Below are 16,314 nucleotides of genomic sequence, written 5' to 3'. Positions count from 1 at the left end.
AGAGCAATATCTTAAACACGACTTGGTAAAGTCATCTTTAAGATATTCAGTTGATAATGTCTTTCACACATTATCGGATTGGCGTCCCCAAGGGGATTCGAACCCCTGTTACAGCCGTGAAAGGGCAGTGTCCTAGGCCTCTAGACGATGGGGACACGAAGTTCCGATTAAACCGAAATCTAACCGTTTCGCATCAGCATGAGTCGAAACTCACGACATCAACAGGTGCTCTTGCTCATTTACATTCATCAGACAATCTGTGTGGACACTACGCAATGCGTATCGTTAGGTAAGGAGGTGATCCAACCGCAGGTTCCCCTACGGTTACCTTGTTACGACTTCACCCCAGTCATGAATCACAAAGTGGTAAGCGCCCTCCCGAAGGTTAAGCTACCTACTTCTTTTGCAACCCACTCCCATGGTGTGACGGGCGGTGTGTACAAGGCCCGGGAACGTATTCACCGTAGCATTCTGATCTACGATTACTAGCGATTCCGACTTCATGGAGTCGAGTTGCAGACTCCAATCCGGACTACGACAGACTTTATGTGGTCCGCTTGCTCTCGCGAGTTCGCTTCACTTTGTATCTGCCATTGTAGCACGTGTGTAGCCCTACTCGTAAGGGCCATGATGACTTGACGTCATCCCCACCTTCCTCCGGTTTGTCACCGGCAGTCTCCCTTGAGTTCCCACCATTACGTGCTGGCAACAAAGGATAAGGGTTGCGCTCGTTGCGGGACTTAACCCAACATTTCACAACACGAGCTGACGACAGCCATGCAGCACCTGTCTCACAGTTCCCGAAGGCACCGAAGCATCTCTGCTAAGTTCTGTGGATGTCAAGAGTAGGTAAGGTTCTTCGCGTTGCATCGAATTAAACCACATGCTCCACCGCTTGTGCGGGCCCCCGTCAATTCATTTGAGTTTTAACCTTGCGGCCGTACTCCCCAGGCGGTCGACTTAACGCGTTAGCTCCGGAAGCCACGCCTCAAGGGCACAACCTCCAAGTCGACATCGTTTACAGCGTGGACTACCAGGGTATCTAATCCTGTTTGCTCCCCACGCTTTCGCACCTGAGCGTCAGTCTTTGTCCAGGGGGCCGCCTTCGCCACCGGTATTCCTCCAGATCTCTACGCATTTCACCGCTACACCTGGAATTCTACCCCCCTCTACAAGACTCTAGCTTGCCAGTTTCAAATGCAGTTCCCACGTTAAGCGCGGGGATTTCACATCTGACTTAACAAACCGCCTGCGTGCGCTTTACGCCCAGTAATTCCGATTAACGCTTGCACCCTCCGTATTACCGCGGCTGCTGGCACGGAGTTAGCCGGTGCTTCTTCTGCGAGTAACGTCAATCAATCGTGCTATTAACACGACTGCCTTCCTCCTCGCTGAAAGTGCTTTACAACCCGAAGGCCTTCTTCACACACGCGGCATGGCTGCATCAGGCTTGCGCCCATTGTGCAATATTCCCCACTGCTGCCTCCCGTAGGAGTCTGGACCGTGTCTCAGTTCCAGTGTGGCTGGTCATCCTCTCAGACCAGCTAGGGATCGTCGCCTAGGTGAGCCATTACCCCACCTACTAGCTAATCCCATCTGGGCACATCCGATGGCGTGAGGCCCGAAGGTCCCCCACTTTGCTCTTGCGAGGTCATGCGGTATTAGCTACCGTTTCCAGTAGTTATCCCCCTCCATCAGGCAGTTTCCCAGACATTACTCACCCGTCCGCCGCTCGCCGGCAAAGTAGTAAACTACTTCCCGCTGCCGCTCGACTTGCATGTGTTAGGCCTGCCGCCAGCGTTCAATCTGAGCCATGATCAAACTCTTCAATTTAAGATTTGTTTGATTTGCTATGAGTTAACATAGCGATGCTCAAAGATTACTTTCTGCAAATATGCATTCGAACCGAAGTTCAAATGTGTACTGCTTTGGTCACTCTTCAAGACTTTGATATTTCTTCTGCCTGTCGAAACAGGCTTCGATATCGTCTTGCGAGTGCCCACACAGATTGTCTGATAAATTGTTAAAGAGCGTTCGTTACCCGTTTGCCTTTCGGCGAATCTTACGGTAACGCGGGAGGCAGATAATACGCTTTCCCGCTGAAGAGTCAAGGATTTATTTGTTTTCTTTCGAAGTCAAAATCATTCTTTTCTCTTCCTGACCCGGCGAAGTGTGTTTCGTTGTTCCCGGTCAGTGGAGGCGCATTATAGGGAGTTCCTGACAGGCTGCAACCCCTAATTTGAAAAAACTTTTCAACCGCTCATTAATACGGCAAAAACACCAATTACGGCGAAAAAGACAACAAAAAGGGGGCGATTTCTCGCCCCCTCAAGCATTAACCATTACTGTTTAGCAATGATATGCCCATTTTCTACATCCAGAGTTACTGGAACTCCCGGTATTAATTTGCCGGAAAGTATCTGTTGCGCCAATGGATTCTCGATTTCCTGTTGAATAGCGCGTTTCAATGGCCGCGCACCATAAACAGGGTCGAAACCAGTTTCACCCAAGAACTCCAACGCAGGCTGAGTAATGGTGACCTGATAGCCACGTTCTTCCAGACGTTTGTATAGACGCGCCAGTTGGATGCTGGCAATAGAAGCCAGATGCGCGCGACCTAACGGATGGAAGACAACAACCTCATCTATACGGTTGATAAATTCAGGGCGGAAGTGATGAGTAACAACTTCCATCACCATTTCTTTCATTTCGGCATAACTTCTTTCACCGAAACGTTCCTGAATCAAATCTGAACCGAGATTCGAGGTCATGATGACTACTGTATTACGGAAGTCGACCGTTCTGCCCTGCCCGTCAGTCAAGCGCCCATCATCCAACACCTGCAAGAGTATGTTGAATACATCCGGATGCGCTTTTTCCACTTCATCCAGCAGAATGACAGAATAAGGACGACGGCGTACAGCTTCCGTCAAATACCCACCTTCTTCATAGCCTACATAGCCTGGAGGCGCACCAACCAACCGAGAAACAGAATGTTTTTCCATAAACTCGGACATATCGATACGCACCATGGCATCGTCACTGTCGAACAAGAACATTGCCAGCGCTTTACACAGTTCGGTTTTACCGACCCCTGTTGGCCCTAAGAATAAGAAAGAACCAATCGGCCGATTCGGATCTGACAACCCAGCACGACTACGACGGATAGCATTGGAGACAGCTTCAACCGCTTCATCCTGTCCAATCACGCGTTTATGCAGATCATCCTCCATGCGCAGCAACTTATCGCGTTCACTTTCCAGCATGCGAGATACTGGAATACCCGTCCAACGCGCCAGCACTTCTGCAATCTCTGCTTCAGTTACCCGGTTACGCAGCAACTTCATGGTTTTCCCTTCAAGCGCCGTTGCCGCCGCTAGCTGTTTTTCCAGCTCAGGAATTTTACCGTACTGAAGTTCTGACATCTGAGCCAAATCACCCACACGCCGAGCCTGCTCTAAAGTGATTTTGGCTTGTTCCAGTTCAGTTTTAATATTCTGAGTACCCGTGAGGGCAGCTTTTTCCGCTTTCCACTCTTCTTCTAACTCGGAATATTCACGTTCTTTCTGCTCTAACTCAGTGTTGAGCATTTCGAGACGTTTTTTGCTGGCGTCATCAGACTCTTTCTTCAGCGCCTGCTGTTCCAGTTTCAACTGGATAATTCGCCGTTCCAGGCGATCCAATGATTCTGGTTTTGAATCCATCTGCATACGGATGCTGGAACCGGCCTCGTCAATAAGGTCGATGGCTTTATCCGGTAGCTGACGATCCGAGATATAGCGGTGCGACAGCGTTGCCGCAGCCACAATTGCCGGGTCGGTTATCTGCACATGGTGATGCAGTTCATAACGCTCTTTCAGCCCGCGTAGAATGGCAATAGTGTCTTCAACAGTCGGCTCCGCCACATACACTTTCTGGAAACGCCGCTCCAGCGCCGCATCCTTCTCTATATATTGACGATATTCGTCGAGTGTCGTTGCACCAACGCAATGTAATTCACCGCGCGCTAATGCAGGTTTGAGCATGTTGCCCGCATCCATCGCCCCGTCGCCTTTACCTGCGCCGACCATGGTATGCAATTCATCAATGAACAAGATCACACTGCCTTCTTGTTTTGATAAATCATTCAACACGCCTTTCAAGCGCTCTTCAAACTCACCGCGATACTTCGCACCCGCAATCAGTGCGCCCATATCTAATGAAAGCACACGTTTATGTTTCAAGCCTTCCGGCACTTCGCCGTTGACGATTCGCTGTGCCAGACCTTCAACAATGGCCGTTTTACCAACACCAGGCTCACCAATTAACACTGGGTTATTTTTGGTCCGGCGTTGTAATACCTGGATAGTGCGGCGAATTTCTTCGTCACGGCCAATAACCGGGTCGAGCTTGCCTTGCTCCGCACGCTCAGTCAGGTCGATAGTGAATTTTTTCAATGCCTGGCGCTGGTCTTCGGCACCTTGGTCATCAACTTTGTCACCACCACGCATATCTTCAATTGCCTTATTTATTTTATCTTTTGTTGCACCGACTGCTTTTAACATGTCAGTCAAGGTGCCGCTGCTTTCAAGTACCGCCAGCACAAACAGTTCTGACGAGATAAATTTATCTGCACGTTTTTGCGCTAATTTGTCACAGAGATTCAATACACGAACCAGCTCGTTTGATGGTTGAACATCACCGCCAGTCCCTTCAACTTGTGGAAGACGACCTAACGCTTGCTCAATGTCGCTGCGCAAATTGGCGACATTAACCCCCGCTGAGGTCAACAATGGGCGAACCGTCCCCCCATCCTGATTGAGCAGTGCGCTCATCAAATGTAACGGTTCAATAAATTGGTTGTCGCGCCCAAGAGCTAAAGATTGGGCATCGGCGAGGGCAAGCTGGAATTTGCTAGTAAGACGATCCAGACGCATAACACCTCCAATATTGGTCAAAATTGCTACTGGAGATTAGATGAGGTCATCCCTCAAATTTTCAAGGTTATTTTGACACTAAATATTCAAAATGAAATGTTATGCGCCAATGGATCGTCTTAATTCAATAGGTTATATCAACCAGACTAAACTTGCCATACGCCCGGTAATTCCATCGCGCCGATAAGAGAAAAATTGCTGATTTTCAGTCACAGTGCAATGGTCTCCACCATAAATAGCGTGAACCCCCGCAGCCTGTAGCCGTAATCGAGCTAATAAATAGATGTCGGCGAGATATTTAGAGCCGGAAGGTGTGAATGCAACAGCGGATTGCGCGTCAAAATTGATAAAGGCCTGTTTAACCTCTTCGCCCACTTCGAACTGCTGCGGACCAATGGCCGGGCCTAACCAGGCAATAATAGAAGAAGGATTTGCATTGAACTGAGTGAGCGTTTGTTCCAGAACACCGGCACAGAGGCCACGCCACCCCGCATGAGCTGCGGCCACTTCATCACCCGCCAACGAGCAAAACAGCACAGGCAAGCAATCGGCTGTCATTACCGCACAAACTTGCCCAATAACATGGCTGTAGACCGCATCAGCCTGTACATCAGAAACAGCCTTGCCATCCAGATGCAGGACACGAGTGCCGTGTACCTGTTCAAGCCAAACGGGCATTTGCGGCAATCCCGCTTGTTCCACTAAATATTGGCGGTTTGCAGCTACACTCGCCGCGATATCCCCTACATGGGTACCAAGATTTAATGAATCATAAGGGAATTCGCTGATACCACCATGACGAGTCGTGCTACATGCCTTAACGCCAGCAGGCAATGGCCAATCGGGGAGTATCAGCTTGTTCATTACCAATCCATCTGATCTTTGAATTCTTCGGTATCAGCTTTCAGCGCATTAATCAGCTCAACCATATCGTCTGGTAATGCCGCATGCCATTCCATTTGAATGCCACTGATAGGATGATACAAACGCAGCATAGTTGCATGCAGCGCCTGGCGGTCAAAGCCACGCAAAATAGCAATAAAGGAGTCCGATGCGCCGCGTGGTGGGCGCGGGCGGCCACCATAAAGCTGATCACCCACCAGCGGATGGTTGATATGGGACATATGCACGCGGATCTGGTGCGTACGGCCCGTCTCTAAACGTAAGCGCAGACGAGTATGGGCACGGAAGTGCTCCATAATACGGTAGTGAGTTGTCGCCGGTTTACCCATCGGATGCACCGCCATGTGTGTCCGCTTGGTGGAGTGACGAGAAATAGGCTCGTCAACTCTGCCGCCAGCGGTCATATTGCCGATGGCCACAGCTTCGTATTCACGGGTAATTTCGCGTGCTTGCAGTGCTTCAACCAAGCGAGTCTGAGCCGGAACAGTTTTCGCCACCACCATCAAGCCGGTGGTATCTTTATCCAGGCGATGTACGATACCTGCCCGTGGTACATCCATGATTTCTGGATAATAATAGAGCAATGCATTCAGAACTGTGCCATCTGGATTACCGGCCCCAGGGTGCACCACTAAACCGCGGGGTTTATTAATAACCAGAATATCGTTATCTTCATAGACGATATCCAGTGGGATTTCTTGAGGCGCCCAGCGGGCATCTTCCTCAATTTGCGCGTCAATTGCGACGAGCTCGCCACCCAACACTTTTTCTTTAGGTTTGTTAATTGTTTTACCGTCGACAGTGACTCGGTCTTCCAAGATCCATTCTTTTATGCGAGATCTTGAATAATCAGGGAACAATTCGGCCAAAGCCTGATCTAACCGTTGACCGAGTTGTGATTCGGCCACCGTTGCGCTGAGTTGTACTTGTTGTGCCATATGCAGCTTCTTGTTCGTTAACGTTGGGTTTTGACGGCGATGCCGTTTAATATAATGTGCTATTGTATCTAGATCTTTATCGGGAGCTTAACGGACAGTCTCCCGGAATAACACTTCGAGGATAATCAAAACGTCATGACGCGTATGAAATATCTGGTGGCTGCCGCCACGTTGAGCCTGGTGCTGACCGGTTGCTCCAGTAACAAGGACGTGGTTCCCGATAACCCGCCTTCTGAGCTCTATGCTACCGCTCAGCAAAAACTGCAGGACGGTAACTTTAAGGGAGCCATTACGCAACTAGAAGCGTTAGATAACCGCTATCCTTTCGGGCCTTACTCTCAACAAGTTCAGCTTGATTTGATTTATGCGTATTATAAATCTGCTGATCTGCCGTTGGCGCAAGCCTCAATTGATCGCTTTATGCGCCTCAATCCCACACATCCTAACATCGATTACGTTTTATATATGCGTGGTTTGACTGACATGGCTCTGGATGACAGTGCATTGCAAGGCTTCTTCGGGATTGATCGTTCAGACCGCGATCCGCAACATGCTAAAGCCGCTTTCAGCGATTTTAACCAGTTGATTCAAAGCTATCCGAACAGCCAATACGCAACTGATGCGCAAAAACGCCTAATATTCCTGAAAAACCGTCTGGCCAAGCATGAACTGGCCGTGGCGCAATATTACACTAAACGAGGCGCTTACGTCGCGGTAGTTAACCGTGTTGAACAAATGCTAAGAGATTATCCTGATACTCAAGCCACTCGCGATGCGTTGCCGTTGATGGAAAATGCTTATAAGCAATTGCAACTCAATGCTGAGGCAGACAAAGTTGCCAAGATAATTGCGGCGAATCCAGCCTGATACTGTTTGTAACGAAAATAGGTCTGGAACGATAAAATAACAAACGGCAGCTCAAGCTGCCGTTTTCAATTCTGCTTTATCGCCACAAAACGATGAGATTCATGTCGTTAGGTTATCGCGCTGAGATCCTATCTAAAATGCAAAAATAATGCGTTTTATAACTATATCCAGGCAATATAACTTATCGATAATGCGGCATTACAATCAATGATTCAAGCCCCCGACACCCATTCCTGACGTTAAATCACAGTTCCCATGACCTTTGCAAAAAGTGACAAAAATAAGTGATCTTGATCATACATTTTGTGAAAAAGAGAGGTATGCTGAAGTTATCCAAGACGGAGCAGACAGAGAGGTAAGTCATATGACAGTCAACATTACCAGTAAGCAAATGGATATCACCCCAGCAATTCGCAAGCATGTTGAAGACCGTCTCACCAAACTGGATAAATGGCAGGCCCAGTTAATAAACCCACATATTGTACTGTCTAAAGATCCACAAGGATTCGTTGCCGATGCAACTATCAGTACACCGATGGGGCCCTTGGTTGCCAGTGCTAAACATGATGATATGTATGCTGCAATTAATGAACTTATCACCAAACTAGAACGCCAATTAAATAAAGTTCAACACAAAGGTGAAGCTCGCCGCGCAGCAAGCAGTGTTAAAGAGGCTAATTTGGAGTCAGCAGATTCAGTAGATGTCGAAGAAGAGTCCGAGCAGGAACAATAGCCGGGACAATCCATCTCATTTCGGATCTAACGCGCTTTCGGGCGCGTTTTTTTATTGACAGCAATTCAGACTGGCGGTTATGTTTGTTTTGGCTATAACATGTTATTTCCGTCAGCATCAACAACAGGTAACCAGCAACGATGATCAATAAAGTGTTTTTCTTCGCATTCTTTTTTACCTTCCCCTGATTGGGAGGCGTTTCGTCGTGTGATAAATAATGCGAAGACGAACAACAAAGCCTCCCAAGCCGGGAGGCTTTTTTTATTTAGAAAAAATAATAAGGCCAACCCCTATGACCGATAATCCATTACTGGTGCTACGTGAGCGCATCAGCGCACTAGACTTAAAACTGCTGGCGTTGCTGGCAGAACGGCGTGAATTGGCGGTGGATGTGGCTAAAGCCAAACAACTCCATCATCGCCCGATTCGCGATAAAGAACGTGAACGTGATTTGCTGGATGCACTTATCACCGCCGCAAAACCTTATGACCTGGATGGATTTTATATCACCCGTCTGTTCCAACTGATTATTGAAGATTCAGTATTGACTCAGCAGGCACTGTTGCAGCATCAGCTTAATCAAACCGCCCAACACTCTGCCCGTATCGCCTTTCTTGGCCCCAAAGGCTCTTACTCACATTTAGCCGCGCGCCAATATGCTGCTCGTCACTTTGAACAATTGATTGAGTGTGGTTGCCAAAAATTCCAGGATATTTTTACTCAGGTAGAAACAGGTCAAGCGGATTACGCCGTATTACCCATAGAGAATACCAGCTCAGGTTCCATCAATGACGTATATGACTTACTGCAACACACCAGTTTGTCGATTGTCGGGGAAATAACCAATCCTATTGACCACTGTGTATTGGTCGCCACCGAAACTGATCTGAACCAAATTAAGACCGTTTACAGCCATCCACAACCTTTCCAGCAATGCAGCCAGTTCATTAACCGTTTCCCACATTGGAAAATTGAGTATTGTGAGAGTACGGCTGCCGCGATGGAAAAAGTAGCGCAGTTGAACTCTCCGCAAGCGGCGGCATTAGGGAGTGAAGCGGGTGGCGCGCTTTATAACTTGCAGGTGCTGGAACACAATTTGGCGAACCAGCAGCAGAATATCACTCGCTTTATTATTCTAGCCCGTAAATCCATTGATGTATCTGAGCAAATCCCGGCCAAAACCACGTTAATTATGGCGACCGGGCAGCAATCAGGGGCATTAGTGGAGGCGCTACTCGTGCTGAGAGATCACGGGGTCGTCATGACCAAACTTGAATCACGGCCAATTAATGGTAATCCGTGGGAAGAAATGTTTTATATCGATGTGCAGGCCAATTTGCGTTCTGAATCTATGCAAAAAGCGCTGGCAGATTTAACACCGATAACTCGGTCATTGAAAGTATTAGGCTGCTACCCAAGTGAAAACGTGGTGCCAGTCAATCCAAGTTAACCAGCCTCTTGACCTTAATAGTCAAAAGCCACCTCGACACTGCCGGGGTGGCTTGGGGAAAACAGATAAGTTATAGATGGCAGTTATTGACGATTGTCATTCGCCTGACGCAATAATGAACGGCTTTCCACCAAGAAACGCTCCGCATAATCACCAAACCAGTGCTCAACTTTCTGGAAACTTTGCACAAAGGCTTGTTTGTCACTTTGTTCCAACAAAGTGATCGCCTCGCCAAAACGTTTGTAATAGCGTTTAATCAGCGCCAAATTATCTTCTGATGACATAATAATGTCGGCATAAAGCTGTGGATCTTGCGCAAACAGCCGCCCCACCATTGCCAATTCCAAACGATAAATCGGCGAAGACAGCGCTAATAGCTGTTCAAGCTGCACATTCTCCTCTGCTAAATGTAATCCATACGCAAAGGTCGCAAAATGGCGCAATGCTTGAATGAACGCCATATTCTGGTCATGTTCAACCGCACTGATACGATGTAACCTTGCTCCCCATACCTGTAGCTGTTCGAGTAGCCACTGATATGCTTGTGGGGAACGACCATCGCAATACACCACAACTTGCTTTGCCAAACTGCCAACATCTGGCCCAAACATCGGATGTAAGCCGACAACCGGCCCTTCATGGGCGGCGAGCATAGCTTGCAATGGCTTATTTTTGACAGAAGCGAGATCCAACAAAATACAATCTGGCGGTAATTTTGGTAATCGGGCTATCACTTCTTCAGTGATATGGATGGGCACACTGACAATCACCATCCCGGCATCTGCCAGAATAGATTCAGCCTGCGGCCAGTCCTCTTGTTCCAGCGTTTTTACCTGATAACCGGACAGAGTGAGCATTCGGCTGAATAACCGCCCCATCTGCCCGTCACCGCCGATGATAACCACCGGGCGCAACTGAGGGCACAGCGTCTTAAACCCTTTGTCATTCTCGCTGGTGTAAGACTCTCGCATTACCCGACGCAATACATCTTCAATCAAATCAGGCGGGACACCTAAAGCCTCGGCTTCCTGTCGGCGTGAGGCTAACATCGCCGCCTCACGATCCGGAACATAAATAGGCAAACCATAACGGCTTTTAACTTCACCTACTTCAGCCACCAAATGCAGGCGCTTTGCCAACAAATCCAGCAGTGCTTTATCCACTTCATCAATTTGATCGCGCAAAGCGGTCAGTTCAGCCACCATAACTTACTTTTCCTCTACAGTCCGGGCCGCCAGCGCTGAACGTAATTCCTGATGCATGCCACGTAACAGGGTTTCGGTGCTTTCCCAATCAATGCAGGCATCGGTCACCGAAACACCGTAGCGCATATCGGCGCGTGGTTGCTCAGATGATTGATTGCCCTCATGAATGTTACTTTCCAGCATCACACCAGTGATAGAACGATTGCCAGCCTTGATCTGTTCAACCACAGATTCAGCGACCGCAGTCTGACGACGGTAGTCTTTATTCGAATTACCATGGCTGCAATCTATCATTAAGGATGGAACGAGTCCCGCATCCTGCATCTGTTTTTCACACTGAGCGACATCTTGCGCGCTGTAGTTAGGGGTTTTGCCGCCACGTAAAATCACATGGCCGTGCGGATTCCCCTGAGTTTGCAATAAGCAAACCTGGCCCGACTGATTAATCCCCATGAAGCGGTGCGGCATAGCAGCAGCGCGCATAGCATTGATTGCCGTACCCAAACTACCATCAGTGCCGTTTTTAAACCCAACCGGCATGGACAAACCGGAAGCCATTTCACGGTGAGTTTGTGATTCAGTGGTACGCGCACCAATAGCTGACCAGCTAAATAAGTCGCCTAAGTATTGCGGGCTGTTCGGGTCCAGAGCTTCGGTTGCCAGAGGTAGGCCCATGCCCACTAAATCCAGCAATAATTGACGAGCAATATGTAATCCTCTTTCCACATCGAAAGAGCCATCCATTGCCGGGTCATTGATTAAGCCTTTCCAACCCACAGTCGTGCGGGGTTTTTCAAAATAGACACGCATAACGATATACAGGCTGTCACTCAATTCTGCAGAAAGAGTTTTCAAACGACGCGCATAATCCAGAGCAGCATCCACGTCGTGGATAGAACAGGGGCCACAGACCACTAATAAACGTGGATCATGTCCCTGAATAATATCAGCAATGGTTTTGCGGGCAGCTTCAATCGCATACTGATCATTTTCGCTCAATGGAAACTGGTTCTTCAGTTCTTCCGGGGTTATCAATACTTGTTCGGCACTGATATGGACATTATTGAGCGCATCTTTTTGCATGATCATATTCTTTACCTATCTCTGTTTAGCGGATGTCGTTTAGCGTATTTATCGTTTGAGAGCACCACAATATCATGCCGTGTAAAGTTTTCAATCCATATGTGTAAATAAATAATTACCACTAATTTTACAGGCGCATTTATATCTGACTTTTGCGGTAAGTCTCAGTTTCTGCAGATGGTCCTAACCTCCCTCTGAGGCCATGATAAAATGCGGAAAATTTGTGGAGGCTGTATGTTAAGAGTCATCATTGTCGACGATGAACAACCTGCGCGTGAAGATTTACGCGAAAGATTAACTGAAGAACATGATATTGAGATCGTCGCCGAATGTAGCAACGCACTAGAAGCAATCCCCGCAATACAGCGCCTGCAACCCGATGTGATATTTCTCGACATCCAAATGCCAAGAATTAATGGCCTGGAATTAGCCTCAATGCTAAATCCAGAAAGCATGCCGCACATCGTGTTTGTCACGGCTTACGATGAATATGCCATCCGAGCTTTTGAAGAGCATGCTTTTGACTATCTGCTAAAACCTCTCGACCATCAACGGTTAGAAAAAACGTTAATTCGCTTAAGAAGAGGTGTTGGTGTAAATAATAATTTACATAAAATAGCAGAGCCGATGTTGCGTCATATCCCTTGCTCTGGTCACAACCGCATTTTTTTACTGAAAATTGAAGAAGTAGAATATCTCAGTTCTGAACTCAGTGGAGTGCATGTTATCGGAACCGTACAATCTGGCTATACCCAGTTATCACTCAAAACGTTGGAAGAGAAAACACCCTTTGTCCGCTGTCATCGACAATATATGGTCAATACTGAACAGTTGGGTGAGATACAATTGATGGATAATGGTTCTGCTGAAGTAATCACCCGCAGTGGTAAACATATCCCCGTGAGTCGCCGTTACTTAAAACCCTTAAAGGAGAAATTGGGTATTAACTAAAAGCTATTTGGGCCTGGAATATATTTATATGTTGCGTCATTGTGCTATTGGTGAGTTTTTTAAAAACAATATTAATACATTACTTTCACAACCAGATTTTATATTCTATTAATACCGTTCCATTCCACTTTAATTAGTTAGAAAAGTCCGGGCTGATATAAAAATAGAGGCAGATCTCAGATTTAATTAGTTACATAACTGAACAATATAGCCTTGATATTCGCAAGTTTTTAATCAATGCCAATTGTGCTCTGATAGATAAAACGAGTATGAGCCATGTTCATTGCTTAAAAAAGCCAATATACAACCGAATTTTATTCATATTGGAAGCAAGGTAAAGTCATGATAACACTACAATTTATAATTATAATTCTCTGTCTATTAGTCGGTACACGCTATGGGGGCATGGGGCTGGGGTTAATAAGTGGTATTGGCTTATTTATTCTGACCTTTATCTTTGGCCTCGAACCCGGAAAACCACCAGTCGATGTCATGCTCACAATATTAGCCGTTATTGGTTGTGCTGCTGTATTACAAACTGCTGGCGGATTAAATGTAATGATGCAATTTGCTGAGAGATTATTACGGCGACATCCTCAGCATATTACGCTACTTGCACCATTTACTACTTGGTCATTAACCTTTTTATGCGGCACTGGACATGTTGTTTATACCATGTTCCCGATTATTTCTGATATTGCGATTAAAAAAGGTATTCGTCCAGAGCGCCCAATGGCGGTGGCATCTGTTGCCTCGCAAATGGCGATTACAGCTTCCCCGGTCTCGGTGGCGGTAGTGTCATTGGTATCAATTATTGGTGCCAATCACGGTATAGGCCATGCTTATAGCATTCTAGAAATTTTGGCAGTTTCTGTCCCAGCTTCACTTGTCGGTGTACTGGTAGCCGCCTTATGGAGCCTACGCCGCGGTAAAGATCTCGATAAAGACCCTGATTTCCAGGCAAGAATCAAAGATCCTGAGCAGCGCGACTTTATCTATGGCTCAACTGATACATTGTTAAATCAGGTTTTCCCGAAACAAGCTTATTGGTCTACCTGGATATTTTTCGCGGCTATCATACTGGTGGTATTACTGGGTGCATTTGCAGACCTGCGCCCTGCTTTTGAAGTTAAAGGCAAAATGCAGTCATTATCAATGAACCTGGTTATTCAGATGATGATGCTGATTGCTGGTGCAGTTATTCTTATTGGCTGTAAAGTTAAACCCAGCGATATCTCTAATGGCGCCGTATTCAAAGCCGGTATGGTCGCCATATTCTCTGTATTCGGTGTTGCCTGGATGAGCGATACCTTCTTCCAAGCCCACATGGGCGACTTAAAACTGGTACTGGAAGACGTGGTAAAAAGCCAACCTTGGACTTATGCCATTGTGTTGTTCTTAGTTTCCAAGTTGGTCAATAGCCAAGCCGCAGCATTGGCAGCAATCGCCCCCATGGGTTTGCAGCTCGGTGTTGAACCTAAAATGCTCATTGCTTTCTTCCCTGCAGCTTATGGCTACTTTGTTTTACCAACTTACCCAAGTGACCTTGCTTGTATCGGCTTTGACCGCTCGGGCACTACTAAGATTGGTAAATTCATTATTAATCATAGCTTTATCATTCCGGGCCTTATCGGTGTCGTCTGTTCGTGCATCACTGGCTACCTGCTGGTAACCACTTTTATGTAGTTAATGAGTAACAGTTGAGCTAAGAGCCAGAGCAATTCTGGCTCTTTTCATTTTTTCTTTTCGCCAGTATTCAAATACAAATTCATTTCTATTTATGACATTTTAAGAATGAACTCATCAAAAAATCCCTCTTATTATAATTAATTATTCAATCTGAAAGATCTTATGAGTAAGTAGGATCACAACTGCTACAATGCGGGCCGCATCACAAAAACCATCTTTTTTCACCATGGGCCTATTATGTTTTCTTTGCGTCATACCAGGGCGTTGCCGTTTTATATCAGCACACTCGCATTATCTCTCGTCAGTACCGCTGTTCTTGCTGACGCAACTGTTTTTACTGCTTTAGACGATCCTGCCACGGCCAAAAAGAGCTTCGATGGAACCGTTGAAGCAGGTTATACCGCACAATCAGGCAATACCAACAACTCAACATTGACGGCTAACTCAACGTTGACCTGGTTCCAGCCTAATACTGCTTATAGTTTGTGGGGGGCGGCGCGGAATACCAGTTCTAATGATCAACGCTCTTCTGAACGTTATCAATTGGGTGGCCGTACTCGATATAATCTGACGGATAGAAACTATTTATTTGGGCAGGCCGGTTGGTTAAATGATCGCTATAACGGTTTTGATTCCCGCTCTGTTTTAACCACAGGTTATGGTCGTCAGATTATGACCACTCCGCTGCACAATCTGCGAGTGGAATTTGGTCCAGGTGTCCGTCACGATGAATATTATCAAGGTGGCCGCTCGACGAGAGCCTTAGCTTATGCGGGTGGTAACTATACTTACCAACTGACTGACAACACCGTGTTCAGTGAAGGGGTTTCAGCACTGGCAAACGAAGAAACAACATTGAACTCAGAAACGGCGTTGAATGTTGCTATCAATAAAAGCTTCGCATTGCGTTTAGCCTATGTTGTGACCTATAACACCAAGCCACCAGCCAGCGCACCAAAAAATACTGATACTACAACATCAGTGACTCTGGTTTACGGCCTGTAATCATTTATTCAATATCCATAGCGTGGTGTGATGCCACGCTAATTCCCCTCTGATATCCCTTCTATTTATCTTCTATACCCTAAATAATTCGAATTGTAGGAAAGCAACTAACGCATATGCAGCTTGAAGTATGACGAGTATAGAAATAAAAAAAGGGGTCAGCCAATGGCTAACCCCTTCATAACTATTAACTTTTGGATGAAGCCTGAGCTGTACCTTAGTTAGTGCGGTTAAGACGCTCTTTGATACGAGCAGACTTACCAGTACGCTCACGCAGATAGTACAGTTTCGCTTGACGAACGGCACCACGACGTTTCACAGTAATGCTGTCGATTACTGGGGAGTGAGTTTGGAATACACGCTCAACACCTTCGCCGTTGGAAATTTTACGAACGGTGAACGCAGAATGCAGACCGCGGTTACGAATAGCGATAACCACGCCCTCGAATGCCTGCAGACGCTTTTTAGAACCTTCAACAACCCATACCTTAACTTCCACGGAATCACCCGGACGGAATGCAGGCACGTCTTGCTTCATCTGCTCTTGTTCGATTTGCTTGATAATATTGCTCAT

Annotated in this window: 12 protein-coding genes, 1 tRNA gene, 1 rRNA gene and 1 other annotated feature; of the genes, 6 read left to right on the top strand and 8 right to left on the bottom strand. The window is 46.8% G+C overall.

From position 1 onward, the window contains the following. Positions 1-79: 79 nt before the first annotated feature. From DXZ79_RS04785 to rluD, 5 genes are all read right to left on the bottom strand, one after another. A tRNA-Glu gene (locus tag DXZ79_RS04785) sits at positions 80-155 on the bottom strand. A gap of 135 nt (positions 156-290) precedes the next feature. Continuing rightward, positions 291-1,833 (bottom strand): 16S ribosomal RNA (locus tag DXZ79_RS04780). Positions 1,834-2,342: 509 nt separating this feature from the next. Then, complete coding sequence (clpB, locus tag DXZ79_RS04770; RefSeq protein WP_038635787.1) at positions 2,343-4,916, bottom strand: ATP-dependent chaperone ClpB; 2,574 nt, start codon at positions 4,914-4,916, stop codon at positions 2,343-2,345. Positions 4,917-5,048: 132 nt separating this feature from the next. Further along, complete coding sequence (gene yfiH / locus DXZ79_RS04765; protein WP_038635790.1) at positions 5,049-5,780, bottom strand: purine nucleoside phosphorylase YfiH; 732 nt, start codon at positions 5,778-5,780, stop codon at positions 5,049-5,051. Next, positions 5,780-6,757 (bottom strand): 23S rRNA pseudouridine(1911/1915/1917) synthase RluD, encoded by a 978-nt coding sequence (gene rluD / locus DXZ79_RS04760; protein ID WP_038635793.1) that lies wholly within the window; start codon positions 6,755-6,757, stop codon positions 5,780-5,782. Before rluD ends, yfiH begins: the two co-directional genes overlap by 1 nt. 135 nt (positions 6,758-6,892) lie before the next feature. On the opposite strand from rluD, the gene bamD reads away from it, so the two are divergent. From bamD to pheA, 3 genes are all read left to right on the top strand, one after another. Then, on the top strand, positions 6,893-7,624 hold the full coding sequence (gene bamD, locus DXZ79_RS04750; RefSeq protein ID WP_120011133.1) for an outer membrane protein assembly factor BamD: 732 nt from the start codon (positions 6,893-6,895) through the stop codon (positions 7,622-7,624). A gap of 364 nt (positions 7,625-7,988) precedes the next feature. Continuing rightward, positions 7,989-8,357 carry a ribosome-associated translation inhibitor RaiA gene (gene raiA, locus DXZ79_RS04745; protein ID WP_038635800.1) on the top strand — a complete coding sequence of 123 codons (369 nt, stop codon included), beginning with the start codon at positions 7,989-7,991 and terminating at the stop codon, positions 8,355-8,357. 139 nt (positions 8,358-8,496) lie between these two features. Then, positions 8,497-8,622, top strand: a sequence feature (Phe leader region). Between the two features lie 27 nt (positions 8,623-8,649). Then, positions 8,650-9,807 (top strand): bifunctional chorismate mutase/prephenate dehydratase, encoded by a 1,158-nt coding sequence (pheA, locus tag DXZ79_RS04735; protein WP_038635804.1) that lies wholly within the window; start codon positions 8,650-8,652, stop codon positions 9,805-9,807. A gap of 83 nt (positions 9,808-9,890) precedes the next feature. Here pheA and tyrA read toward each other — a convergent pair whose 3' ends face one another. After that, positions 9,891-11,012, bottom strand: a complete 1,122-nt coding sequence (gene tyrA / locus DXZ79_RS04730) for a bifunctional chorismate mutase/prephenate dehydrogenase (RefSeq protein ID WP_038635807.1) — start codon at positions 11,010-11,012, stop codon at positions 9,891-9,893. Between the two features lie 3 nt (positions 11,013-11,015). Beyond that, entirely contained in the window at positions 11,016-12,095 is a 1,080-nt protein-coding gene (locus DXZ79_RS04725) for a 3-deoxy-7-phosphoheptulonate synthase (RefSeq protein ID WP_038635810.1), read from the bottom strand. A gap of 234 nt (positions 12,096-12,329) precedes the next feature. Here DXZ79_RS04725 and btsR point away from each other — a divergent pair, with 234 nt between their 5' ends. From btsR to DXZ79_RS04710, 3 genes are all read left to right on the top strand, one after another. Next, the gene (btsR, locus tag DXZ79_RS04720; RefSeq protein WP_038635813.1) at positions 12,330-13,046 is read left to right on the top strand and encodes a two-component system response regulator BtsR; all 717 of its coding nucleotides are present in this window, start codon (positions 12,330-12,332) and stop codon (positions 13,044-13,046) included. Positions 13,047-13,388: 342 nt separating this feature from the next. Beyond that, a complete protein-coding gene (locus DXZ79_RS04715; protein ID WP_038635816.1) occupies positions 13,389-14,732 on the top strand; it encodes an anaerobic C4-dicarboxylate transporter in 1,344 nt (447 codons plus the stop codon). Positions 14,733-14,972: 240 nt separating this feature from the next. Then, complete coding sequence (locus DXZ79_RS04710) at positions 14,973-15,740, top strand: DUF481 domain-containing protein (RefSeq protein ID WP_038635819.1); 768 nt, start codon at positions 14,973-14,975, stop codon at positions 15,738-15,740. Positions 15,741-15,957: 217 nt separating this feature from the next. On the opposite strand, the gene rplS is transcribed toward DXZ79_RS04710, so the two are convergent. Next, positions 15,958-16,314, bottom strand: coding sequence for a 50S ribosomal protein L19 (gene rplS, locus DXZ79_RS04705; protein ID WP_004393427.1), 357 nt, complete (start codon positions 16,312-16,314; stop codon positions 15,958-15,960).

The sequence above is a fragment of the Yersinia rochesterensis genome, from assembly GCF_003600645.1.
Taxonomy (GTDB): domain Bacteria; phylum Pseudomonadota; class Gammaproteobacteria; order Enterobacterales; family Enterobacteriaceae; genus Yersinia; species Yersinia rochesterensis.
Note: the sequence above shows the minus strand (reverse complement) of the source record. Positions and strands in the feature narration are given on the sequence as shown.

Coding starts and splice junctions, on each gene's coding strand:
- DXZ79_RS04715 (WP_038635816.1), top strand. CDS start 13,389: ATGATAACACTACAATTTATAATTATAATTCTCTGTCTATTAGTCGGT.
- tyrA (WP_038635807.1), bottom strand. CDS start 11,012: ATGGTGGCTGAACTGACCGCTTTGCGCGATCAAATTGATGAAGTGGAT.
- btsR (WP_038635813.1), top strand. CDS start 12,330: ATGTTAAGAGTCATCATTGTCGACGATGAACAACCTGCGCGTGAAGAT.
- DXZ79_RS04725 (WP_038635810.1), bottom strand. CDS start 12,095: ATGCAAAAAGATGCGCTCAATAATGTCCATATCAGTGCCGAACAAGTA.
- DXZ79_RS04710 (WP_038635819.1), top strand. CDS start 14,973: ATGTTTTCTTTGCGTCATACCAGGGCGTTGCCGTTTTATATCAGCACA.
- pheA (WP_038635804.1), top strand. CDS start 8,650: ATGACCGATAATCCATTACTGGTGCTACGTGAGCGCATCAGCGCACTA.
- clpB (WP_038635787.1), bottom strand. CDS start 4,916: ATGCGTCTGGATCGTCTTACTAGCAAATTCCAGCTTGCCCTCGCCGAT.
- yfiH (WP_038635790.1), bottom strand. CDS start 5,780: ATGAACAAGCTGATACTCCCCGATTGGCCATTGCCTGCTGGCGTTAAG.
- raiA (WP_038635800.1), top strand. CDS start 7,989: ATGACAGTCAACATTACCAGTAAGCAAATGGATATCACCCCAGCAATT.
- bamD (WP_120011133.1), top strand. CDS start 6,893: ATGACGCGTATGAAATATCTGGTGGCTGCCGCCACGTTGAGCCTGGTG.
- rplS (WP_004393427.1), bottom strand. CDS start 16,314: ATGAGCAATATTATCAAGCAAATCGAACAAGAGCAGATGAAGCAAGAC.
- rluD (WP_038635793.1), bottom strand. CDS start 6,757: ATGGCACAACAAGTACAACTCAGCGCAACGGTGGCCGAATCACAACTC.